Origin of the sequence: Paenibacillus sp. FSL K6-0108, from assembly GCF_045040695.1 — a bacterium.
GTDB lineage: Bacteria > Bacillota > Bacilli > Paenibacillales > Paenibacillaceae > Paenibacillus > Paenibacillus pabuli_B.
In genome coordinates, this window is record NZ_CP150288.1 from 2287757 (window position 1) to 2310040 (window position 22284).

At 47.1% G+C, this 22284-nt stretch carries 21 protein-coding genes; 16 read left to right on the plus strand and 5 right to left on the minus strand.

The genetic code is table 11. The features are described from left to right. The first annotated feature begins 224 nt into the window (after positions 1–224). The 3 genes from MHB49_RS10640 to MHB49_RS10650 all read left to right on the plus strand — a co-directional run bounded on the left by MHB49_RS10640 (position 225) and on the right by MHB49_RS10650 (position 2527). Positions 225–572: a YlbF family regulator gene (locus MHB49_RS10640; RefSeq protein ID WP_247901804.1), complete on the plus strand. Its 348-nt coding sequence runs from the start codon at positions 225–227 to the stop codon at positions 570–572. 93 nt (positions 573–665) lie between these two features. After that, complete coding sequence (locus MHB49_RS10645; protein ID WP_029880748.1) at positions 666–953, plus strand: hypothetical protein; 288 nt, start codon at positions 666–668, stop codon at positions 951–953. Between the two features lie 239 nt (positions 954–1192). Further along, positions 1193–2527 carry a DRTGG domain-containing protein gene (locus tag MHB49_RS10650; protein ID WP_247901805.1) on the plus strand — a complete coding sequence of 445 codons (1335 nt, stop codon included), beginning with the start codon at positions 1193–1195 and terminating at the stop codon, positions 2525–2527. A 159-nt stretch (positions 2528–2686) separates the two neighbouring features. On the opposite strand, the gene MHB49_RS10655 is transcribed toward MHB49_RS10650, so the two are convergent. From MHB49_RS10655 to MHB49_RS10665, 3 genes are all read right to left on the minus strand, one after another. Continuing rightward, positions 2687–3028, minus strand: a complete 342-nt coding sequence (locus tag MHB49_RS10655) for a YtpI family protein (RefSeq protein ID WP_405156096.1) — start codon at positions 3026–3028, stop codon at positions 2687–2689. 97 nt (positions 3029–3125) lie between these two features. Next, positions 3126–3614 carry a hypothetical protein gene (locus MHB49_RS10660; protein ID WP_405156097.1) on the minus strand — a complete coding sequence of 163 codons (489 nt, stop codon included), beginning with the start codon at positions 3612–3614 and terminating at the stop codon, positions 3126–3128. A gap of 21 nt (positions 3615–3635) precedes the next feature. Continuing rightward, positions 3636–3965 (minus strand): YtrH family sporulation protein, encoded by a 330-nt coding sequence (locus MHB49_RS10665; protein ID WP_024629128.1) that lies wholly within the window; start codon positions 3963–3965, stop codon positions 3636–3638. Between the two features lie 305 nt (positions 3966–4270). Between MHB49_RS10665 and MHB49_RS10670 the strand changes: the two genes are divergently transcribed. The 9 genes from MHB49_RS10670 to MHB49_RS10710 all read left to right on the plus strand — a co-directional run bounded on the left by MHB49_RS10670 (position 4271) and on the right by MHB49_RS10710 (position 14543). After that, the gene (locus tag MHB49_RS10670; protein WP_405156098.1) at positions 4271–8362 is read left to right on the plus strand and encodes a DNA polymerase III subunit alpha; all 4092 of its coding nucleotides are present in this window, start codon (positions 4271–4273) and stop codon (positions 8360–8362) included. 292 nt (positions 8363–8654) lie between these two features. Further along, the gene (locus MHB49_RS10675) at positions 8655–9146 is read left to right on the plus strand and encodes a phosphatidylglycerophosphatase A (protein WP_024629130.1); all 492 of its coding nucleotides are present in this window, start codon (positions 8655–8657) and stop codon (positions 9144–9146) included. Between the two features lie 286 nt (positions 9147–9432). Next, entirely contained in the window at positions 9433–9621 is a 189-nt protein-coding gene (locus MHB49_RS10680; RefSeq protein WP_017689496.1) for a hypothetical protein, read from the plus strand. 22 nt (positions 9622–9643) lie between these two features. Further along, positions 9644–9964: a hypothetical protein gene (locus tag MHB49_RS10685; protein WP_247901809.1), complete on the plus strand. Its 321-nt coding sequence runs from the start codon at positions 9644–9646 to the stop codon at positions 9962–9964. Positions 9965–10027: 63 nt separating this feature from the next. Further along, positions 10028–10921, plus strand: a complete 894-nt coding sequence (gene accD, locus MHB49_RS10690) for an acetyl-CoA carboxylase, carboxyltransferase subunit beta (RefSeq protein WP_247903097.1) — start codon at positions 10028–10030, stop codon at positions 10919–10921. Further along, positions 10922–11965 carry an acetyl-CoA carboxylase carboxyltransferase subunit alpha gene (locus tag MHB49_RS10695; protein ID WP_405156099.1) on the plus strand — a complete coding sequence of 348 codons (1044 nt, stop codon included), beginning with the start codon at positions 10922–10924 and terminating at the stop codon, positions 11963–11965. 105 nt (positions 11966–12070) lie between these two features. Beyond that, positions 12071–13498, plus strand: coding sequence for a pyruvate kinase (gene pyk, locus MHB49_RS10700; RefSeq protein ID WP_063568089.1), 1428 nt, complete (start codon positions 12071–12073; stop codon positions 13496–13498). A gap of 129 nt (positions 13499–13627) precedes the next feature. Then, positions 13628–14134 (plus strand): acyl-CoA thioesterase, encoded by a 507-nt coding sequence (locus MHB49_RS10705; RefSeq protein ID WP_405156100.1) that lies wholly within the window; start codon positions 13628–13630, stop codon positions 14132–14134. 7 nt (positions 14135–14141) lie between these two features. Continuing rightward, on the plus strand, positions 14142–14543 hold the full coding sequence (locus MHB49_RS10710) for an FxsA family protein (RefSeq protein WP_405156101.1): 402 nt from the start codon (positions 14142–14144) through the stop codon (positions 14541–14543). Between the two features lie 108 nt (positions 14544–14651). Here MHB49_RS10710 and ytvI read toward each other — a convergent pair whose 3' ends face one another. Beyond that, entirely contained in the window at positions 14652–15770 is a 1119-nt protein-coding gene (ytvI, locus tag MHB49_RS10715; RefSeq protein WP_405156102.1) for a sporulation integral membrane protein YtvI, read from the minus strand. Positions 15771–16249: 479 nt separating this feature from the next. Between ytvI and citZ the strand changes: the two genes are divergently transcribed. The 4 genes from citZ to MHB49_RS10735 all read left to right on the plus strand — a co-directional run bounded on the left by citZ (position 16250) and on the right by MHB49_RS10735 (position 20322). Then, complete coding sequence (gene citZ / locus MHB49_RS10720; protein WP_247901814.1) at positions 16250–17362, plus strand: citrate synthase; 1113 nt, start codon at positions 16250–16252, stop codon at positions 17360–17362. 146 nt (positions 17363–17508) lie between these two features. After that, entirely contained in the window at positions 17509–18801 is a 1293-nt protein-coding gene (gene icd, locus MHB49_RS10725) for an NADP-dependent isocitrate dehydrogenase (protein ID WP_247901815.1), read from the plus strand. Positions 18802–18816: 15 nt separating this feature from the next. Then, positions 18817–19758 carry a malate dehydrogenase gene (gene mdh, locus MHB49_RS10730; RefSeq protein ID WP_247901816.1) on the plus strand — a complete coding sequence of 314 codons (942 nt, stop codon included), beginning with the start codon at positions 18817–18819 and terminating at the stop codon, positions 19756–19758. Between the two features lie 138 nt (positions 19759–19896). After that, positions 19897–20322 carry a hypothetical protein gene (locus MHB49_RS10735; protein WP_405156103.1) on the plus strand — a complete coding sequence of 142 codons (426 nt, stop codon included), beginning with the start codon at positions 19897–19899 and terminating at the stop codon, positions 20320–20322. A gap of 244 nt (positions 20323–20566) precedes the next feature. Here MHB49_RS10735 and MHB49_RS10740 read toward each other — a convergent pair whose 3' ends face one another. After that, positions 20567–22126: a histidine kinase N-terminal 7TM domain-containing protein gene (locus MHB49_RS10740; protein WP_405156104.1), complete on the minus strand. Its 1560-nt coding sequence runs from the start codon at positions 22124–22126 to the stop codon at positions 20567–20569. Between the last annotated feature and the right edge of the window lie 158 nt (positions 22127–22284).

Genomic DNA, 22284 nt, shown 5'->3' on the forward strand with positions numbered 1-22284 from the left:
CTGAACATGGCATGTGCTTCATCATATGAGGACATATAACCCTTGGTGATTGACCCATTTGGATTAAATGCATTTGATGCTCGACAGCTCATGCATGGCATGTTTCCATAAGCTTTGTTTGACGGAAGTGAAATACGTGTATTAACACGGATGAACGTGCGATGAGAATTCGAATGAAAGCGAATGGATAACAGAAGAACAACCCAACTTGAGGAGGAATTATAGTGAACATTTATGACAAAGCCAATGATTTGGCCAAAGCACTGAGAGAAAGTACTGAGGTGGAAGAAATTACTTCTGCGATGAAGCTGATCGAAACAGATCCGGAAGCAAAGGCTATGCTGGACAATTTCCGTGATCAACAGATGGAATTGCAACAACGGATGATGAGTGGGGATATGCCTGCACCGGACGAGATGGAGAAAATGGAGAAACTGTTTGAAGTGCTGAGCCTCAACCTGAACATTCGTCGTCTGTTTGACGCTGAACGTCGCCTGAGTGTCATTATCGAAGACGTAAACAAAATTATTGCAGACAGCCTGGGTCATCTGTACGGTGGTGCTGAGGCCTAAACCTTGTCCCTTTTTTAACTGAACCTCTCATATTTGCTTCTTATCGTTCATAGACTAGACATATAGAGTCGATCAAGAACGAAGGAGCTGTGAATGGTGAAAAGGTTGAAAAAAGCAAAACATGTGATCTATCTGCTTATCGCATTGTCAATGCTGGTTATCGCGTTGCCGCGGATTTCCTTTGCTGGTGGAATGGACTGGGTTAATATTTTTGGCATCGTATGGGTGCTGTTCTCGTTATTAATCGTTGGTGCACATCTGCATTTTATTCTTGGTGTGGATGAAGAGAAGAAGCGTGCACTGGAGGCTGTTCGGCGGGCAAAGTTGCGGCAGTGGGAGATGAAACTGGTGGACAAGCAGGAGCAGAGCAAGTCTGTATAAGGTTTGGATCACATGCGACATGGTGACAGAGATGATTCTATCAGTTAGCTGTCCAAGTAAGACCGGACTCCCTTTATGAAAGGGACCGGTCTTTTTTTGATAACCGTAATTCTGTTCCTATAATTTAGATCAATGTTCGTGGTTCTTTAGGAGAAAGGAGAGTAGAATGGGGTTATTTTCCTAAGGTCGTGTTATAATAGATACAGAATAGTACAGATGCATCTTCGGGGGTGGTACAGATGGACGGACAGGAAGAAAACGTGACGAAGCATGAACAATTGCTTCAACATATTGAACAGCTGAAGGTAGGCAGTAAAATATCGGTGCGCGGACTGGCACGGGAGCTTGGCGTAAGCGAAGGAACAGCGTATCGGGCGGTAAAAGAGGCGGAAAACTTTGGTCTTGTCGTCACCAAGGAACGAATCGGGACGGTGAGGATTGAGAAAAGGCCCCGCGGCATGACTGAGCAGCTGACTTTTGCCGACGTGGTAACCATTGTTGAAGGTCATGTGCTGGGTGGAAGCGACGGTCTGGCCAAACCGCTTCACAAGTATGTGATCGGTGCGATGAAAGAACAGGCCATGGCCCGTTACATTGACGCAGGAAGCCTGTTGATTGTTGGAAACCGGGACAATGCCCATTCACTTGCCCTTGAACAGGGCGCAGGGGTATTGATTACAGGTGGCTTCGGTACAAGCCGTGAAGTGAGAGTGATGGCGGATGAACTGGGTCTACCCATCATTTCCTCCAGACATGATACGTTTACAGTGGCTTCAATGATTAACCGCGCGATCTTTGATCGACTGATTAAGAAAAAGATTATGCTTGTAGAGGATATCATCGGTCAGAAACCCCGAATTCAGGTGCTCAAAGTGACCAGTTCTGCCGCGGATTTTCACTTGCTGGTTTCGGAGACGGGAGAGCATCGCTTCCCTGTAGTGGATGAATGGAACCGGGTTATCGGTATTGTAAGTCTCAAAGATGTTAGCGAGCTAAAAGAGGATCAGAGTATAGAGAAATGTGTTGTACGCCGCCCGATTACAGCTTCACTGCAAACCTCACTTGCTTCGGCTGCACAGATCATGACATGGGAGGGAATTGACTTCCTGCCGATTGTGGATCGGAACCGTAAATTGATTGCATCCGTCACGCGTAGGGAAGTGCTGCAGGCGATGCGTGATGCACAGAAGCAGCCACAGCTTGGAGAAACGTTTGATCATCTGATCTGGAACGGATTTGCCGAGGAGCGGGGAGAACAGAACGAATTGTTTTTCCATGGATTTATCATTCCGCAGATGGCAACAGACCTCGGTACCATCTCGGAAGGTGTTTTGCTGAATGTAATGACACAGGCGGGACGGCGTGCAGCCTGGGACGTTACAGGAAACGATCATATTGTGGATAATGTAACAACGTATTTTGTTCGTCCCGTACAGATTGAAGATCAAATTCTGGTCCGTCCCATTATTCTGGAGACAAGCCGTCGGACCTGCAAAATGGATATTGTTATTTCCCGTGATGGGAATGTGGTATGCAAAGCGGTGATGACTCTGCAATCCATTGATCATGCTTAGAAATGCGATTGATCTTGGGTTTGAAAAATATCATATTTTGAAAAAAGAGAGTATCTCTTATCGAAATAGCGCATTGTATCCTGGAATCACCTTGCGCTAAAGCTTATTCGATACATGAGAATACTCTCTTTTTGTCGCAAGCCATCCCGAATTAATGTATCAGACAGATTGTCCGGATGTCTTGGTCGTTTCATTGTTTGCATGTTGCTGAAGACGTGCATAGTAACTGCGGTTACGTAACCCGGCAAACAAATTGTACGCTCCGATAATTAGAAATAGCGCTTCCACGATGACGGATAACGTAGAACCGGTAAACACAAACATCAGGATCAGGGCAAGAATAATTATCATGCTGCCCATCCAGATATTGGTCCATGAGCGATAAAGACCTGTGGCGATGGGATCAGTGGTTCCGCGCGAACGAATGCTGTTCAGAGCCGAACAGACCATGGCCAGGGCAAATATGGCGATTAGGGCATATTTGAATACATCGATGAACACAAAGACGCAGCTCCTTTTCTGGAAAGCATTGACTGCCCTTATTGTACCATGCAGGAAGAGGACAAGGGCAATTTTTTTGAAGGGCTGTCATCCATTTTTAAGCTGGAACGTGCAACCGAATCTGTACCCAAACTTGCAGCACACCTTCCATCACCAGCATCGTTTTCACCTGCACGGAATACTCCTTTTCCCTGACCGTGTACACTTTTTGGTTCAGCATGATCCGGGTCATTTTGCTGTACTCGTCAATGTTAAAGACGTCACGACCCCGGAGAACCTCAAGTTCATCCCCCAGCTTCTGCAGCATTACTTTCAAGGATGCCTCGTCCGGACCTTTGTCAGAATCTTCAGCACGGACCTTGATTTCTTTGATGACGGTTTGGCGTTTACTGTATTTTTTCAGCGTTTTAATATCCTCCTCATTCTGATGCAGCTGAAGCTGCAACTCCTGATTGTTGAGCCACAACTCGTTGTAACTCAAGTGAAATACACCGTTGTACACGACACAACCGGCGATCATTCCCAGAACAAAGACAGCAGTCATGCGCATAAGCGGGCGGTAACGTGAAAATGGCGGGATTCTCATGGGCGCTGTCCTGGAGTCATGCTAACCCCGTCCTCCACCGCATACCCATTTCACCAGTTCGGTACCCATGTGGGCGCCCATGAATGCGGATATCAAATACAAAATTTGTTTGACTGCCGGAGACAGGTTGCCATCCAGCACGTTGCTTTCAATCACCCGCATCGGATCGATTGTACCGCCAACGGCCGCTGCGAGCGCCCAAATTTTAATTTTCCCAGCGACATCAAGCATCGTCTGTGTTGGAGGCTGGAGAGAGACCACTGCTCCTATACCTCCAATCATCGCGCCGCCCAGCACGATCCCAAACGCAATGAAGAAATCAAGAATGGCTTTGGACAAAAATGTGCTCATCCGGCAACACCCCTTTCAGACCCAGCAGCACACCTCCTGTCTTTGGTCCGTAACAGGGGGAGCGGCTTGTACTTCTATTCTATGGGCGTGCCCCCGAACGTTATGATAAAATAGAATAATAAAGCACTCTTCATTAGGAAGAATTCTTACATTTCATTCATTTATCCATAACAGCATTTTAAATGAATACAGAAAGCGCCCTTCGGTCTGAACCGAAGGGCGTAAAATACGGATAGAAGAAGATTGTGCAGCAACTGTCTCAAGACGGGAGCTGCGACTGTCCTTGGCGAAAGGAAGAAAAAAACATGAGTTCTTTTGTGCATTTGCACGTTCACAGTGAATATAGTTTGCTGGACGGCGCTGCGCGTATACCGGATCTCGTGAATAAGGCCGCGGATCTCGGAATGACTACGCTGGCATTGACCGACCACGGTGTAATGTATGGTGCTATTCCTTTCTATAAAGCATGCGTCGAGCGGGGAATTAAGCCGATCATAGGTTGTGAGGCTTATATGACTGCCGGGTCTCGCAAAGAGCGGGGAAGCCGCAAAGATCAGCCGATCCATCATCTGATTTTACTAGCCAAAAATATGACGGGTTATCAAAATCTGATGAAACTATGCTCCATTGGTCATTTGGAAGGCTTCCATTACAAACCGCGTATTGATATGGAGAGTCTGGCCGCCCATCACGAAGGGATCATCTGTTTAAGTGCTTGTCTGGGAGGCGAGGTTCCCCAGCATCTGCTGCATGGACGCGAGGAAGAGGCAAAGCGTGCGGCGCTGCGTTACAAACATATTTTTGGTCCCGATTTCTATCTGGAACTGCAGGATCACGGGTTATCTGAGCAAAAAAGAGTAAACCCTCAGCTGATTCGTCTTGCAGCAGAGCTGGATATTCCACTAGTGGCGACCAATGATGCACACTATCTTTCAGAAGAGGACGCCGAGCTTCAGGATGTGTTGATCTGCATCGGAACAGGGAAAACGGTAGATGACGAGAATCGGCTGCGAATCGGAACCAATCAGCTTTATCTCAAAAGTGAACAAGAGATGGCGCGTTTGTTCCCCCATGTGCCCCAGGCATTAGAGAATACGGTTCGCATTGCGGAGTCTTGCGAGTTGCAGCTGGAATTCGGAAAATCGATTTTGCCGGAGTACAGACCCCTTCCAGAAGGGAAAGGTCCTTCTGCCTATCTGCGTCAGTTGTGCGAAGAGGGAATGGAAGTACGCTATTCTGAATCATCGCGTTGGACGAACCCGGAGCTCAAAGCCGAACTTGAACAGCGGCTGGATTACGAGCTCCGGGTTATAGACAGTATGGGATTCTCGGATTATTTCCTGATCGTATGGGATTTTATCGCTTATTCTCATCAGCAGGGAATTGTCACCGGACCGGGTCGTGGCTCCTCGGCAGGTAGTCTGGTTGCCTATACCCTGCGTATTACAGACGTTGATCCCATGAAGTATAACCTGCTCTTCGAGCGGTTTTTGAATCCGGAACGTATCTCCATGCCAGATATAGATATCGACTTCAGCGATGAACGTCGGGACGAAGTTATTGAATATGTTGCGAAAAAATACGGCAAAGCCCATGTCGCCCAAATCATTACCTTTGGTACGATGGCTGCCCGTGCAGCCGTTCGGGACGTCGGACGTGCACTGAATGTGCCTTACGGCGAGGTGGACAAGGCAGCGAAGCTGATCCCTGCACAGCTTGGTATTAACATCCAGCGGGCAATGGAAGCCACACCTGAACTGAAGGCTCTGTATGAGACCAAGCCCAAAACACGTGAATTGCTCGATATGGCGATGAAAGTGGAAGGCATGCCACGCCATGCTTCCACCCATGCCGCAGGGGTTGTTATCTCCCGTGATCCGCTAACGGATGCTGTTCCGCTTCAGGAGGGAAGCGAGGGAACGGCCTTAACACAATATTCCATGGAAAACCTAGAGTCTATTGGACTGCTCAAAATGGACTTCCTCGGCCTGCGTACCCTTTCGATAATTGAACGCTGTCTGCGCTGGATTGGGGAAAATGGCGAAATTCCGGATTTCCGTCATATTCCGGACGACGATGCACTCACGTATGAGATGCTTGGTCGAGGCGATACCATGGGTATCTTCCAGCTTGAATCTGCAGGGGTACGCCGTGTCCTGAAGGAGCTTAAGCCAAGTGTATTTGAAGATATTATTTCCGTACTGGCCTTGTATCGTCCAGGTCCGATGGAGTTCATTTCCAAATACATTCAGGGCAAACATGGTCAGATCGAAGTCGATTACCCCCATGCGGATTTGGAATCCATCCTTAAGGATACGTATGGCATCATTGTATATCAGGAACAAATCATGCAGATTGCTTCTCGGATGGCCGGATTCTCCCTCGGTGAAGCGGATTTGCTCCGCAGAGCGGTTTCCAAGAAGAAACGGGAGGTACTGGATCTCGAACGTGGGCATTTTGTTCAGGGCAGTCTGAAGCAAGGGTACAGCGAAGCGGAGGCAGACCTGGTCTATGACATGATCGTCAAGTTTGCCAACTACGGTTTCCCGCGCGCCCATGCCGCAGCGTATGGCGTGCTGGCTTTTCAGACGGCTTATCTGAAGGCACATTATCCCATTCATTTTATGGCCTCGATGTTAACGGCTGTAATGGGCAGTCACCGTAAAGTGGCCGAGTACGTTGTGGAATGCCGACGCATGGATATTGAAGTACTTCCACCCGATGTGAATGAGAGCGGCATTCTGTTTACACCTGTACCTGTATCATCCAGCAGCAGGGCTGGACAAGCTGCTGAAACCCAACGTTCAGGGAGAGAGCATGGCGAGGACGGAACAGGAGGTCCTGCAACGGGATATGCCGTACATGATGAAAATCGTTATTCGGGACAAGCGGAGTACGGTGAAGCGCCTCTGCCGGATGACCCGGGTCCCGTGCCGGACGAAGATGCTGGTGCATATGAGTGGCAGGCAATGACAGCTGTGCCAGAGCAGTCCGAGGATCGGATTCATTCGGACGTAGTGAATGTTTCTACAGTAGAACGTCTGAGTAGGATTGGGGAAGAGGAGTCCTCGCAAGTTGAGCCACGTGGATCGTCTACTGTGCACGCGCAAGAAGAATCGCCGAATCAGAATTCGGATGCAGGTAAAGCAGCCGGGGCGATACGGTTTGGTCTGGCTGCGGTGAAAAATGTAGGTACCCAGGCGATGGAGAGTATCATGATTGTACGTCAGGAAAGACCGTTCGACAGTTTGCTCGATTTTTGTCGACGTGTCGATTTGCGTGTATGCAACAAACGTGTGATTGAATCGCTTATTCAAGCGGGAGCCTTTGACACATTGCCTGGACACCGTGCCCAATTACTGGCGATGCTGGATGAAACCGTGGAAGCAGCTCTGAAATGGCGGAAGGAACGCGAGGATCTGCAAATACAATTGTTTGATTTTGTCGAGACGCCAAACTGGGAGATTGAATATCCTGAAATCCCGCCTTATTCCGGGAGTCAGCAGTTGGAACTGGAGCGTGAGCTTTTAGGTTTGTATCTCTCTGGTCACCCATTGGATGACTACGAAGATGTGCTTGAATCCAGCGGCGCAGATCGTATTATGGAGCTGACGGAAGCGGCTGACGATACGATGGCCGTCGCAGCCGGAATGGTTGTGTCTGTGAAGTCGATTACGACGAAACAGGGCAAGGCGATGGCGTTCATGGAGCTGGAAGACCAGATCGAACGCTGTGAAGTGGTTCTCTTTCCCGAAGTATGGCGGCGCAGCCAGCAGCATGTCGGGAAAGGTGAACTGCTCGTCGTGCGTGCCAAGGTGCAGCAGCAGGACGAAGGGTTTAAGCTGCTGGCTGAGGAAGTGGCGCCGCTGTCACCGGCGGCACTGGAACAGCAGCTGCGCAGCCGCGAACGGCGCGGTAAGCCCGGCAGCGGCAGTGCTTCGCGCCCGGCCGCTCTGCGGCAGGCGGCTGGCGCGGGCGCCGGAGCGCAGCGCAGCAGCGCAGGTGTGAATGCTGGAGCTGCGCGCAGCAGCGGAAGCCAGGGCCCGGCAGCGGCGCACAGCGCTGGGGGTGGACCTGGAGCGGCCGATGCTAAAGAGGCCGCTTCCGTGGCTCGTCGGGCCGCTGAGGCCGCTGGCGGCACGGAGCAGAGTCGTGGGCCGCGAGTGGTGGAGCAGCGAGTGTTTGTGAAGATCACTCCGCAGGCGGAGAATCCAGAGCTTCTGGCCCGACTGAAACAATTGCTTCAGCAGCATTCGGGTCCGGTTCCGACGGTTCTCTTCTACGAACAGCAGCAGAAGCTGCTCGCCTTGAGTGATGCCTACCGGATTAAACCTTCGCCCGCTTTGTTCTCCGAAATGGAGAAGATGCTGGGTGAAGGCACGGTCAAAGTAAAATAATAATAGGCTATCAGCCGTGATTTATTCCCAATGGTGAAACCTGTTCGGCCAACTGCCGAGCAGGTTTTTTGTATTTATTTGATCAATTCCATCAGGTATGCATGCGAAGGAGATATTCAACGCAGGCAAGCATATAACATGTGAATCTTTTTACATAATTTATAGGATAAGCAGACTGCCACAGCGAATGCACATTCTGCATTTTTTATGAACATTTTACGAGTTTGCCGCATACACTTGAGAACACCGAAGGACCTGGGGGTCCTCGGGGAGCGATGCGGGAGGTCGAGATATGTCATATGAAATCGTAGAAGCCATGCTTGCCCGGCGGGGTGTACAGATTGATGCAATCGCGGAAATTGTATATCGTCTGCAAAAAGGGTACCACCCGGAACTGACTATGGATGACTGTGTCACGAGTGTAAAATCGGTACTTCAGAAACGTGAGGTGCAATACACGCTGTACACAGGTATAGCCCTCGACGAACTTGCTGAAAAACGTCTTTTGCCGCAACCCTTGCAGGCAATTATGGAGGCGGATGAATCCCTGTATGGAGTGGACGAGACTCTTGCTCTTGGTATTACCCATGTGTATGGTATGATCGGTTTAACCAGTTTTGGTTATCTGGATAAAGAAAAGATTGGTGTTATTCATGATCTCAACGAAGCAGGACCAGCTATCCATGTTTTTCTGGACGACCTGGTTGCCGGACTCGCCGCAGCTGCCTCCGCCCGAATAGCTCACAAAAATATTAAAGCCAAGAAATATCCATCGGACATCTGAATTCCTTTATTTGTGTTTTCGTTCAATTGCTGTCTTTTATTATTTCATTTGAAGGTCATTCCGGGCGGCTATTGCTGCCCTAGAGGGCCTGAAATTGCTTTTTGAAAAAGGAGAGTCCTAGGAACATTGCATCAACCATATTGGTTATCCTCGCGGGACAAATGTCCCTCTAGTTCCTGTTTTCTCCCCAAAGGTCCCGAACCCTTCCTTGCAGAAAAAAAGTGAGGTATGTTATCATTAGTCCAATATACGGGCTCTGAACATTAGCTTAGGGGGCGGACATGGCATGTGGACGGTGATTTACATTGCACCGACAGCAAAGGTTGCGGACAAGATTAAGACCAAGCTTTCGGAAGAAGGTTTTCTGGTACAGACCCGTCCCATCAGTTTATCCAAGCAGCAATTTGAAATTCGCGTCCCTTCAGGGGAATTGGAAGAGGTTCAGGAAGTGCTGAATTCGATCTTGCATTCCTGATTCATTCGATATCAGACGTGCCTTGGCAGATGTAGAAGTACCAATGGTACATAAGGGACTGACCGCGGAAGCGGAAAGAGGAATCGACTTGCATGTATTGTATGCTGCTGTCCTTCCTTCTTTTTTTGTTAGGACAAGGACCGACCAGATTGCTCCCAGAGACCCTACCAAGACAGATTTAATCATCAGCGCAACAATCTTTCGGTTATTGCAGGTAACATCAATCGTGCTGACAGAAGCCGCTGATCCTTGCCTTATACCGGCGGATTTTTTTGTTGTGAATGCTGGACAAGGCCCATGGCAGCGTATGGGTCGTAAGCGGTTTACCGCAGCACGTGGATGAAGTTGCTACATGCAACGGACTGCAGGTTGCGGCCATCAAATCAACAGCTGGAGAGGTGTAGTTGTGTTCAAAGATATATTCCAGAAAAAACGGAAGTACGCCACCATACCTTCCGAGCGTACGCTTCGTGGCGAAGGTCAGGAAGCTGGAGAACGTCCAAAACGTGAAATACCTGAAGGGCTTATGAACAAGTGCAGCAAATGCGGCACGATTCAATATAGCAAGGAATTGGAAAAAAACTTGAAAGTATGTCCGGCTTGCGGCTACCATATGCGTTTGAATGCTATGGAACGGATTGCCATGATTCTAGATGAGCAAGGGTTCGTAGAGTATGACGCTGATATGATATCAGTTGATCCGCTGGATTTCCCTGGATATAGCAACAAACTGGAACAACAGCGTCTGAAGTCAGGCCTGAAGGAAGCTGTTATTACGGGTGAGGGAACTATAGAAGGTCTGCCTGTGGTTGTTGCTGTCATGAGCTTCGACTTCTTCACGGGCAGTATGGGTTCGGTTGTAGGGGAGAAAATTACCCGTGCGATTGAGCATGCAACAGAGAAACGTTTGCCTTTGATCATTTTCTCAACATCCGGGGGAGCCCGGATGCAAGAGAGTATTCTTAGCCTTATGCAAATGGCTAAAACAAGCGCTGCGTTGTCACGTTTGGATGAACAGGGCGGGTTGTATATTTCGGTCATCACCGATCCGACGACAGGCGGAGTTTCGGCCAGTTTTGCGAGCCTTGGTGATATCATTATCGCCGAGCCAGGAGCTGTATTTGGTTTTGCCGGCAGAATCGTCATTGAGCAGACGATCCGTCAGAAACTGCCTGATGATTTCCAGACAGCAGAATTTAATCTGCAGCACGGCCAGCTGGACATGGTGGTCCATCGGAAAGAACTTCGAGCCACCCTTGGCAAGCTTCTAGACATGCATAGTGAAAAAGGAGGGGTCTAAATGGCGGGTGAGTTGCCATATGAAGCGCCTCTGGTTGAGATGCGCAAAAAGATTGAAGAGCTCGTACAGTTTGGACAGGAAAAAGGCATTGACTTTACCGACGAAATTGCCCGCCTGGAAGAACGTTATCATAGACTCGAAGAAGAGATTTATTCCGGCATAACGGCCGCACAGAAAATGCATCTGGCGAGGCATCAGCAGCGTCCGACAGCACTGGATTTGATACAGTTGATATTTACTGATTTCATTGAGTTGCACGGAGATCGCATGTTCGGAGACGATCTGGCGGTTATTGGTGGACTGGCGAAGTTGAATGGAAAAACAGTGACGGTCATTGGCCAACAGCGGGGGAAAGATACGAAGGATAACATCGCCCGTTTTTTTGGGAGCGCACATCCGGAAGGTTTCCGGAAAGGGCTGCGTCTGATGAAGCAAGCAAATAAATTTGGTCGCCCAATTATTACTTTTATTGATACTAAAGGTGCGTATCCGGGTAATACTGCTGAAGAGAGAGGTCAATCGGAAGCTATTGCCCGAAACCTTCTGGAAATGGCGAAGCTCTCGGTTCCTGTTATTGTAGTGGTCATTGGTGAAGGCGGAAGCGGCGGGGCCCTTGCTTTGGCAGTCGGGAATCGTGTGTTGATGCTGGAGCATGCCATTTACTCTGCGATCTCTCCGAACGGTGCCGCATCCATTCTTTGGAAAGATGCATCCAAGGCAGATCAAGCGGCCGAAGCGATGAAAATAACAGCCAAAGACCTTCTGGAGATGGAAGTCATTGAAGAAATAATTCCTGAGCCGCGCGGAGGCGCTCATCGGGACTATGAAGAATCCGCGGCTGCAATCAGCAAGGCTTTGGTTCGTCATCTAGATGATATGAAAGGCTGGAGCGGTGACCAATTGAAGCAGGATCGGTATGAGAAATTCCGCAAAATTGGATCAGTCACGTTTGAACCTGAAGTGCAGATTGAAACTCCACTTGAAACTCCTCAAGTGCCTGTTGAAGTCGATACAGCAGGTAATTTGTCGGGAAATGCGGAATGATGTGATGAATTTCCTATACAAATGAGCAAAAGTATAGTAAATTTAATAGTTGGAAAAAGAAAAAGAGATAAAAAGATAGACCTTTAAAATCGGAGGAAACCCAAAATGCGCAAAACAAAGATTGTATGTACGATTGGTCCATCCAGTGAATCATTGGAGAATACCAAAAAATTGATTATGGCCGGTATGAACGTGGCCCGTTTGAACTTCTCCCACGGTGATTTCGATGAGCACGGCGGACGGATCACAGCAATTCGCCAAGCATGCGAAGAGCTGAACAAGACAGTAGCGATCTTGCTGGACACCAAAGGACCGGAAATTCGGACAGGTAAACTCGAAGTGGAGCCGATCGAACTGGTTCAAGACGAGTACATCACTTTGACAACAGAAGAAATTCTGGGCACCAAAGAACGTCTTTCCATTACGTATGCAGATCTTCCGAGTGATGTTGAACCGGGATCTACAATTCTGATCGACGACGGTCTGATCGGACTGACTGTGGTGGAAGTACAAGGGACCGAAATCAAATGCCGTATCGTTAACGGCGGTACGATCAAAAGCAAAAAAGGTGTTAACGTTCCGGGCGTTGCCATTTCTCTGCCGGGTATTACTGAAAAAGATGCTAACGATATCGTATTTGGTATCGAACAAGGTGTCGATTTCATCGCGGCTTCTTTTGTACGTAAAGCGAGCGACGTTCTTGAAATTCGTGAATTGCTTGAAAAACACAATGCTGGACATATCCAAATCATCTCCAAAATTGAGAACCAACAAGGTGTGGACAACCTGGATGAAATCCTTGAAGTGTCTGATGGCTTGATGGTTGCTCGTGGAGATCTGGGTGTAGAGATTCCTGCGGAAGAAGTACCACTGGTACAAAAACGTATGATCGAAAAATGTAACGTAGCAGGCAAACCAGTTATCACAGCTACACAAATGTTGGATTCCATGCAACGCAACCCGCGTCCAACACGTGCGGAAGCAAGTGACGTGGCCAATGCGATCTTTGATGGTACAGATGCAATCATGTTGTCTGGTGAAACAGCTGCGGGTAAATACCCGGTTGAATCCGTTCTGACCATGTCCCGTATTGCCGAAAAAGCAGAATCCGCTCTGCCTTACCAAGAGCTGTATCTGAAACAACGTGTTGCTCAACAAACAACAGTTACTGAAGCAATCAGCCAATCTGTTGCCCTGTCAGCTCAAGATCTGAACGCTAAAGCGATCATAACTTCGACTGAGTCCGGTCATACAGCACGGATGATTTCTAAATATCGTCCAGAATCTCCAATCATCGCAGTGACAACGGAAGACAGAACTTCCCGTCGTCTTGCACTAGCTTGGGGTGTAACACCAGTCAAAGGAAGACTTGTTGATTCCACTGACGCTTTGTTTGAAAATGCAATCGAAGGCGGCGTGAAATCCGGACTCGTTAAAGAAGGAGATCTTGTTGTTATTACAGCGGGTGTACCTTTGGGTCGTTCCGGTTCCACTAACCTGATCAAAGTAAGCCAAATTCCAAACAACGCATAATTGAGTTTGGGATGAAAAGCAGCAGGAATGAAGCAATGGGGCGTTTGCGTCCCGTTGCTTTTTTCCATCTTTATGACACTTTAACGCCGCTGGATACGTAAGGAATGGTATATCGAAGGAGGCCGTTATATGCAACAACAAAGCAATGGCAGTTGGTACACGGCACGCCTTCGCGTCCGTTATCAAGAAAGTGATCAGATGGGTGTGGTTTATCACGCCAACTATTTGAATTGGTTTGAAATCGGTCGAACCGAGATGATTCGCCAAATGGGGTATACATATCGTAAAATGGAGGAACAGGGGTTACTGCTTCCGGTAACCGGACTGGATGTGAAATATCATAAACCTGCCCGGTATGATGATGATATCATTATTTTCACCCGTATTGCTGCATTTAGTGGTCTGCGACTGAATTATGAGTATGACATAAGGCGCATGACTCCAGACCTTAATGAGCAGATAGGTATTGGGCAAAGAGTATGGTCCTCAGCGGAGTCCCTTCCTGGTGAACGATTGGTTACAGGATCTACCCAACATGTATGGGTCAATGGGGATTGGAAGCCAGTCAGGCTGGATAAGGCAGCTTCTGAGCTCTACAGCGCGCTTGAGAAAGTGTGGCTTTCAGGAAAGGGGTAATACGTAAATGCGAAGATGGATGTGGGCCCTGCTATTAATCATTCCGGTGATTGAACTGTTTGGTTTCATTCTTGTGAGTGACTGGATTGGCGCCGGAAAGACATTGCTTCTCATGATTCTCACGTCCTTGATCGGTATAGCCATGTTGCAATTTGAAGGACGAAAAGTACTTATCGATGCCAAATCCGAGATGGAGCGCGGTAAGGTGCCCGGTAGAAAAATGGTAGATGGACTTTTTATTTTTGTCGGTGGTTTTCTGCTGCTGATTCCGGGATTTGTCACAGATCTAATCGGGTTTACACTGTTGTTTCCAATAACACGTTCAGTGTACCGTCTATTCTTCCTGGGCTGGCTGGAGAAAAAAATGAGAAACGGAAGTATTAAGTTTTATCGTGGTCCGAAACAATAGGGGATACCAGAGTCAGTTAAAAAGGCGCCGACCACCAGATTAGTCTGATGAGCGGTGCCTTTTTTGATCTTGATGATATGTGGGTGACAGAAAACAGAAATCATGATATCAGCGAACACGTCCGTTAATAATGTATGTTCGGAGATCACGGAACACGTTTGCCCGATTGAATGCATCAAGAATCACGAGGCTGACAGGGCCGATAATCAAACCGAGTACCCCGAACAGCTTCAATCCAACAAACATGCCAACCAATGTGGCGAGAGGGTCCAATCCGACACTGCTGGCAAGCACTTTGGGCTCAATGATTTGGCGGGCAATCAGCACAATGAGATAAACAACACTGATACCTATTCCCAAGTACAGGTCTCCATTCATAAGTAGGTATGCCGCCCATGGAACCATCACCAGGCCAACGCCGAGGTAAGGGAGCAGATCCACCAGACCGATGAGCAAAGCAATCGTGAAGGCAGACTTGACCTGGAGGACAAGCAATCCGATCATGACAAATAATGCGGTGATGGAGATCATGATCAACTGGGCTCGTGCATAACCGAACAGTGCCTTTTTCAAATCATTCCATATGTCGGTAATCGGTTTGCGAATGGATGAGGGCACCCAGCCCGATACAGTAATGCTGTGCCTGGTCCAACTTTTGCTAATAAAGAAAGTTGACAGCAGGACTACGATTAATACGGCTCCCATATTGGGTAGAGAAGTGAGCAGGTTCAGGATCATGTTGAAAAATCCGGTGACCAGATCCGTTACTGCTGTACCTACCGTTTCGGTTGTTTTGCTAATATTGCTGTTAATGGTTTCCTGATAGTTTGGATTCTCTTTGTAAAATTCGTTGATTTGCCCAATTAAACTCTGAATGGTGTCATTCTGGGTCCAGCGGACAAACGTAGCCTTAATCTCATCGACATGAAGATCGAAGCTCGTCGTTAGTGAAATGACTTCTTTTACCATGCGGGTGATCGCAGCGGACAATACAACGACAATGGCACCGAAATATATGATTAGGGACAAGGTTACAGCCAGCCAACGAGGAAATCGTGCCCTGTATTGAAGCAGCTTAACCAGAGGGTTCATCGCATAGGCGATAATCCAGGCAATGACAAAAGGATATAACAACGGGAATAACAAGTATATGGCAACGGCAATAAGTATGGTCGCAATAATCACCCATAAGCCGCGCAATAGACGTTTCATTATAATTCTATCCAAGCATCAACTCTCCTTATTCCATTTCAAGCTACCCACCAAAGAAGCACAGGAGGCTATCTAGTTAATATAGAGCAAATACAGTAATTTGAAACGCTAGGATGTCGTCGAATTATATCTTTTCTTTTGCCTAGAGTATGCCTTATATTCACAAAATATAGCAATAGAAACTTGATTTATAACATGGATTTATATAAAAAGAATAAAATGTCAACCTTGCTTTTGTAAAGGTTTTCAAAAATGCTTTATCGGTCTGATAAAGAAGTTTGATGTGCGGATGACCTCGCATCATGTTCACATAAACGACAAAATCCAGTATGATGATATAAGGAAATACCGATTGACAGATATGAAAACCGGAGAATGAGGTATTTATTAATTTTAAAATGTAAATGGTTACAAAAGAAGGACGAGTGCGTTTGAGCACGTAGATGACACTCCGGATGGGTTCTTGATTTCGTTTATTAAAGGAGAGATGTAATATGACAGCTACCAAAGGTCTGGAAGGCATCGTTGCAACAACCTCTTCGATCAGCTCCATTGTAGACGGTGTGCTTACATACCGTGGTTACAATATTGACGATCTGGCTCAACATGCAAGCTTTGAAGAAGTTGCCTATTTGCTGTGGTTTGGTAAATTGCCAACTACGGATGAACTGAAATCCCTTCGCAAAAGCCTGAGCGATTACGCGCCGATTCCGAGCGAGTTGATTGCACAAATCCAATTGTATCCGAAAAACATGAGTACCATGGCAGCACTGCGTTCTGCGGTATCCGCACTGGCTCTCTACGATGAGCAGGCTGACGAGATGACAGCGGAAGCGAATGAAAATAAAGCGGTTAAGCTGCAAGCGCAGTTGCCAACCATTGTGGCAGCCATAGCCCGTATCCGTCAGGGTAAAGAACCTGTGGCTCCAAAAGAAGGCGCTTCCATCGCAGAAAACTTTTTATATATGATGACTGGAGAACAACCAGCCGAGACCGCTGTTAAAGCCCTTGATCAGGCGCTTGTCCTGCATGCGGATCACGAGTTGAACGCTTCTACATTTGCAGCACGTGTAACCGTTGCTACGCTTTCCGATATCTATTCGGGAGTAACTTCTGCGATTGGCGCACTGAAGGGGCCATTGCATGGCGGTGCGAACGAAGCCGTTATGAAAATGCTGAATGAAATTGGTACACCTGATCGTCTGGAGGCGGCTATTCAAGAAAAATTGAACAACCGTGAGAAGATCATGGGCTTTGGACACCGTGTATACAAAAATGGAGATCCACGTGCGAAACATCTGCAAAAGATGTCCAAGGAACTGGGCGAAATGAACAACGATACACGCCTGTATGAAATGTCGGTGAAGATCGAAGAACTGGTGACAGGTCAAAAAGGTCTGAAACCAAATGTAGACTTCTATTCCGCTTCCGTATATACCCAATTGGGTATTGAAGAAGTACTGTTTACACCGATCTTTGCGATTAGCCGTGTATCAGGTTGGACTGCTCACATTCTGGAACAGCTTGCGGATAACCGCATTATTCGTCCGCGTGCCGAGTACACAGGCCCAACAGATCAGAAGTACGTTTCAATCGAACTTCGCTAATGGCATCAAAACCAGTATAATAAACAGGACGGGGTGAAGGGATGTAACCTGTTGGCTAAAACGAGCAGCAAGTTCATAACCCTTCCTCCAATAAGACAAGCGGTGTGTTATCATACTGCATCGAAACCCAAGGAGGAATTATACTAATGAAATTAGAAAAATTTGCTCACCCAACTGAAGGCGAAAAAATTCAAATTGATAACGGTACACTGCAAGTACCTAATAACCCGATCATTCCATTTATCGAAGGTGACGGTACAGGCCGTGACATCTGGAAAGCTTCCAAACGTGTATTGGATGCAGCTGTTGAAAAAGCATACGACGGCAGCAAAAAAATCGCATGGTATGAAGTGTTTGCTGGCGAGAAAGCATTCAATACATACGGGGAGTGGCTGCCAAACGATACGCTTGAAGCCATTCGCGAGTATATCGTAGCGATTAAAGGACCACTGACTACACCAATCGGCGGCGGAATTCGTTCCCTGAACGTAGCTTTGCGTCAAGAACTTGACCTGTACACTTGCCTGCGTCCTGTACGCTATTTCGACGGAGTGCCTTCCCCGGTTAAACGTCCTGAACTGGTAGACATGGTCATTTTCCGTGAGAATACGGAAGATATCTATGCAGGTATTGAATACGCAGAAGGTTCCGAAGAAGTGAAAAAAGTAATCCAATTCCTGCAACAGGAGATGGGTGTTAACAAAATTCGTTTCCCTGAGACATCCGGTATTGGTATTAAACCTGTATCCTCTGAAGGTTCGAAACGTTTGGTACGCGCAGCAGTGCAATATGCGATCGATCACAACCGTAAGAGTGTTACGTTGGTACACAAAGGCAATATCATGAAATTTACCGAAGGTGCCTTCAAAAACTGGGGTTACGAAGTAGCTGAAGATGAGTTCGGCGACAAAGTGTTCACTTGGGCACAATACGATATCATCAAGGAAAAAGACGGCACAGATGCAGCAAATGCAGCTCAAAAAGCTGCTGAAGATGCTGGCAAAATCATCGTGAAAGATGCGATTGCCGATATCGCTCTCCAACAAGTATTGACTCGCCCAGGTGAGTTCGATGTCATCGCAACGTTGAACCTGAACGGTGACTACCTGTCCGATGCACTGGCTGCACAAGTTGGCGGAATTGGTATCGCTCCAGGAGCGAACATCAACTATGTAACTGGACATGCTATCTTCGAAGCTACTCACGGTACTGCACCTAAATATGCTGACAAAGACGTTGTGAACCCTGGTTCCGTTATTCTGTCCGGCGTTATGCTGCTTGAGCACCTGGGATGGCAAGAAGCGGCTAACCTGATCTACAAAGGTATGGAAACATCCATCAACAACAAAACAGTTACTTATGACTTTGCTCGTCTGATGGACGGCGCTACTGAAGTGAAATGTTCTGAATTTGCTGATCAAATCATTAAAAACCTGTAAGGGGAGATGTGAATCGTGACTATTCAGCGCAAAAAAATCACAGTAGTCGGCGCCGGATTTACCGGAGCTACAACGGCTTTGATGCTTGCCCAAAAAGAACTCGGGGATGTTATTCTGGTTGATATTCCACAATTGGAAAACCCGACTAAAGGTAAAGCACTCGATATGATGGAAGCGAGTCCTGTTCAGGGCTTCGACAGCAATATCGTTGGTACTTCCAATTACGAGGATGCTGCAGGTTCGGAGATTGTTATTATTACGGCAGGCATTGCCCGCAAACCGGGAATGAGTCGTGATGATCTGGTCAACACGAATGCAGGAATCGTAAAGTCCGTTTGTGAAAATGTGAAAAAATATTGCCCTGATTCGATCGTCATTATTCTAAGTAACCCGGTAGATGCGATGACTTATGCAGCTTATCAGACGCTTGGTTTCCCTAAAAACCGTGTAATCGGTCAATCCGGTGTCCTGGATACTGCGCGTTATTGTACATTCATCGCGCAAGAACTGAATGTATCTGTTGAGGATGTCCGTGGATTCGTCCTCGGCGGCCACGGAGATGATATGGTACCACTCGTTCGTTATTCCAGCGTTGGTGGTATTCCAATCGATACCCTCATCCCGGCAGAACGCATCGAATCGATCGTACAACGCACACGTGTTGGTGGCGGTGAGATCGTAAATTTGCTCGGAAACGGCAGCGCATACTATGCACCTGCAGCTTCATTGGTGCAAATGACTGAAGCCATTTTGAAAGACAAAAAACGAATCATTCCGGTTATTGCCTACCTCGAAGGAGAATATGGCTACAACGACTTGTTCCTTGGTGTGCCAACCATTCTGGGGGGTAACGGGATTGAAAAAATATTCGAACTGGAACTGACAGCTGAAGAAAAAGCGGGACTCGACAAATCTGCGGATTCAGTTCGCAACGTCATTTCAGTCGTGAACCTGTAAGTTTGAAAACTTTTTGACAGAAACAGACAGAAAACCTCCGGAGTTTCCGGAGGTTTTCTTTTCTTTGGATAAGTTCCCCAGTATAATGAGATGTGATGTATAGCACACTGACTGAAATTTCTGAGGAGGATGGACATTTTGACAATGATTATGTATTTGCTTCATATTATTGGGGCACTGGCGATGGGGTTCTATCTGATTTTGCCATTTGTGGTTGGTAAAATCCGTACCTTGAGCGTTGCTGCTCAAGAAGGAGCATTTGCATCGCTCCGTTCATTGAATCGTATTGCACAGTATGGACTCGTGATTCAGCTTCTTACGGGTGGTTATTTGATGACCAAGGGTGAGTATTCCTATCTGTGGATGGGTGTGGTAGTTGTTCTGCTGCTGGCTATTGCGGCAATCGGCGGCATAATGGGTAAACCGCTACGGATGGCAGCAGAGGCTGTGAAAAGCAATCGTGACGTGAGTGCAGAACAGAGCAAGATTCGTATGTTCAGTACACTGCTGGCTGTGTTCCTGCTCATTATGGTGTATCTGATGGTGAATAATCAGGTTATCTAAGAACAAATGCGAACGAGCTTTATTTGCGAGTGTAACTTAAAGCGTTTGCACCTCGGACGCTGGGACAAGCTTAATAAGAGATTTAGGCTTGAACCGTATTGAAATAGACAGCCCAGAGGCTGTCTATTTTTTGTTCCTTCAGTTTGGGATAATATAAGTTCGGGATAATATATGACAGCCAGCATGGCATATCGTGTGGAATTAACGGTACATATGGGCTCACGTTGTTATACCCTATATCTGGTTAACCCAGGCTTACAGCGTGAGCAAATACGGTGTTACGACCGTTACGCTTAGACTCATATAGTGCCGTATCGGCATCACGCAGCAAAGATTCCAGAGAATCGGCCACCCCATTATATTGCGCCACCCCAAAGCTTGAAGTCAATGGAATACGAGCACCCTGTATCTCTAGAGGGTCATTCAGCAAAGCCACGCGTAACTTCTCGGCGAGCTGCTCACCATCTTGGAGGGATGCATTGGGAACTGCAATAACAAACTCCTCTCCTCCATAACGTGCAAATAACATCTCCTGGCTCAGATAACGATTACATACAGAGACCACATGAATGATGGCCTGATCACCAACGTCATGTCCATAAGTGTCATTAATGCGTTTGAAATGATCAATGTCAAATAATATAAAGGTTGCAGGCTGAAGGTTGAGTTGGGCATTGCTCAATATCTCCCGACCTCTGTGCAGGAATTGTGTACGGTTATAAATTTTGGTAAGTCCATCGAAATAAGCCAGTTGCTTTAATTGTTCTTGCAGGAAACGTTGTTCTGTAATATCAATCAGCATAATCAATGTACCTACGGCCTGTCCTTCTTTGTTATGGACATAGGAGGTTCTGACCTGATAACAGACAGTCTCACCGTTCAATTGCCAGTATAGATCCGTTTGCAGACCTTCTCGGCCATATTCTACTGGAAACGTCTCCCCGGCAAGCGAAAGCCAAATATCGTTCAGATATTTGCCTACCATGCTGAGATCAAGCTCTGGCAGCATTTCACGCAGAGACTTGTTGTAGTCGACGAGACGATTGGAACTATCCAGCACGATAACGCCTTCGCGCATGCTCTCAAAGATACTGTCCTTGGCAATTGGCACGATGGTAAGCAAACGGGAAGATAGAATCGCCCATATATACATTGCGGATGTAACGCACATAAGAACCGGAACAGGGTCCAGACCACCTGGGGTCAAGCCAAGCAAATACACAAAAGCTGCCACCATCGGAATAATCTGTGAAGTGATTAGTGTGAGCAGCTGCCGACGATACATCTTTTTGGTATGTCGCCATTGTCCGATGAGAATAAGACAGGCGCATAATAGACAGGCAAAGGCGAATGCGCCATGAACGACGTACCATTGCCCTATGGCAATATCCATTAGGGGGAAGGAACTGTTTTCTCTTAGCCATACTTTTTTATAGAAAAGATGATGAAAATCATTTGTTGCCACCATGAACAAGGTAATGGAAGGGATCACAAACAGCGCCGCAGAAGTTTTTTTGGATAACCTTTTACCCGTATATTGCATCATGAGCATCAGCCCAAGAGGGGCAGAGAAAGGCATTCCGATGTATTCTACGACCGTCCAAAATTTCATTTGCTCCAGAGTATTGCTGGCGAGTTCAATCGCGTATCCGAAAGTGTACACGGACAGAGCTGCGGTATAGAGAATGAATATTTTAGAACTGGGGATTTCAGATCTTCTAAAATACGTATATAAACATAGAAAAACATTCAGCACCGCTGAAGTGGTTACAAGTGTTATATAAGAATTAATGTGCTCTCCCATTGGCTAGGTCTCCATATTCATCTCAGAATATTTCTGTATACAATCATTGTACATCAGCCTATACGGCATAGGAATACAATTTAGACAGTATGTCCGTCCTTTCTTAAAATAAAATTCAAATTTCGGCAAAAAAGGGAAGAATTCAAAACTTTCTGATT

What these genes read in the sequence shown, in the direction of transcription:
- MHB49_RS10710 (WP_405156101.1), top strand. Translation starts at nt 14,142, where the DNA reads ATGCGAAGATGGATGTGGGCCCTGCTATTAATCATTCCGGTGATTGAA.
- MHB49_RS10705 (WP_405156100.1), top strand. Translation starts at nt 13,628, where the DNA reads ATGCAACAACAAAGCAATGGCAGTTGGTACACGGCACGCCTTCGCGTC.
- MHB49_RS10645 (WP_029880748.1), top strand. Translation starts at nt 666, where the DNA reads ATGGTGAAAAGGTTGAAAAAAGCAAAACATGTGATCTATCTGCTTATC.
- MHB49_RS10675 (WP_024629130.1), top strand. Translation starts at nt 8,655, where the DNA reads ATGTCATATGAAATCGTAGAAGCCATGCTTGCCCGGCGGGGTGTACAG.
- icd (WP_247901815.1), top strand. Translation starts at nt 17,509, where the DNA reads ATGAAATTAGAAAAATTTGCTCACCCAACTGAAGGCGAAAAAATTCAA.
- MHB49_RS10660 (WP_405156097.1), bottom strand. Translation starts at nt 3,614, where the DNA reads ATGAGAATCCCGCCATTTTCACGTTACCGCCCGCTTATGCGCATGACT.
- MHB49_RS10740 (WP_405156104.1), bottom strand. Translation starts at nt 22,126, where the DNA reads ATGGGAGAGCACATTAATTCTTATATAACACTTGTAACCACTTCAGCG.
- MHB49_RS10670 (WP_405156098.1), top strand. Translation starts at nt 4,271, where the DNA reads ATGAGTTCTTTTGTGCATTTGCACGTTCACAGTGAATATAGTTTGCTG.
- pyk (WP_063568089.1), top strand. Translation starts at nt 12,071, where the DNA reads ATGCGCAAAACAAAGATTGTATGTACGATTGGTCCATCCAGTGAATCA.
- MHB49_RS10680 (WP_017689496.1), top strand. Translation starts at nt 9,433, where the DNA reads ATGTGGACGGTGATTTACATTGCACCGACAGCAAAGGTTGCGGACAAG.
- MHB49_RS10695 (WP_405156099.1), top strand. Translation starts at nt 10,922, where the DNA reads ATGGCGGGTGAGTTGCCATATGAAGCGCCTCTGGTTGAGATGCGCAAA.
- citZ (WP_247901814.1), top strand. Translation starts at nt 16,250, where the DNA reads ATGACAGCTACCAAAGGTCTGGAAGGCATCGTTGCAACAACCTCTTCG.
- MHB49_RS10650 (WP_247901805.1), top strand. Translation starts at nt 1,193, where the DNA reads ATGGACGGACAGGAAGAAAACGTGACGAAGCATGAACAATTGCTTCAA.
- MHB49_RS10665 (WP_024629128.1), bottom strand. Translation starts at nt 3,965, where the DNA reads ATGAGCACATTTTTGTCCAAAGCCATTCTTGATTTCTTCATTGCGTTT.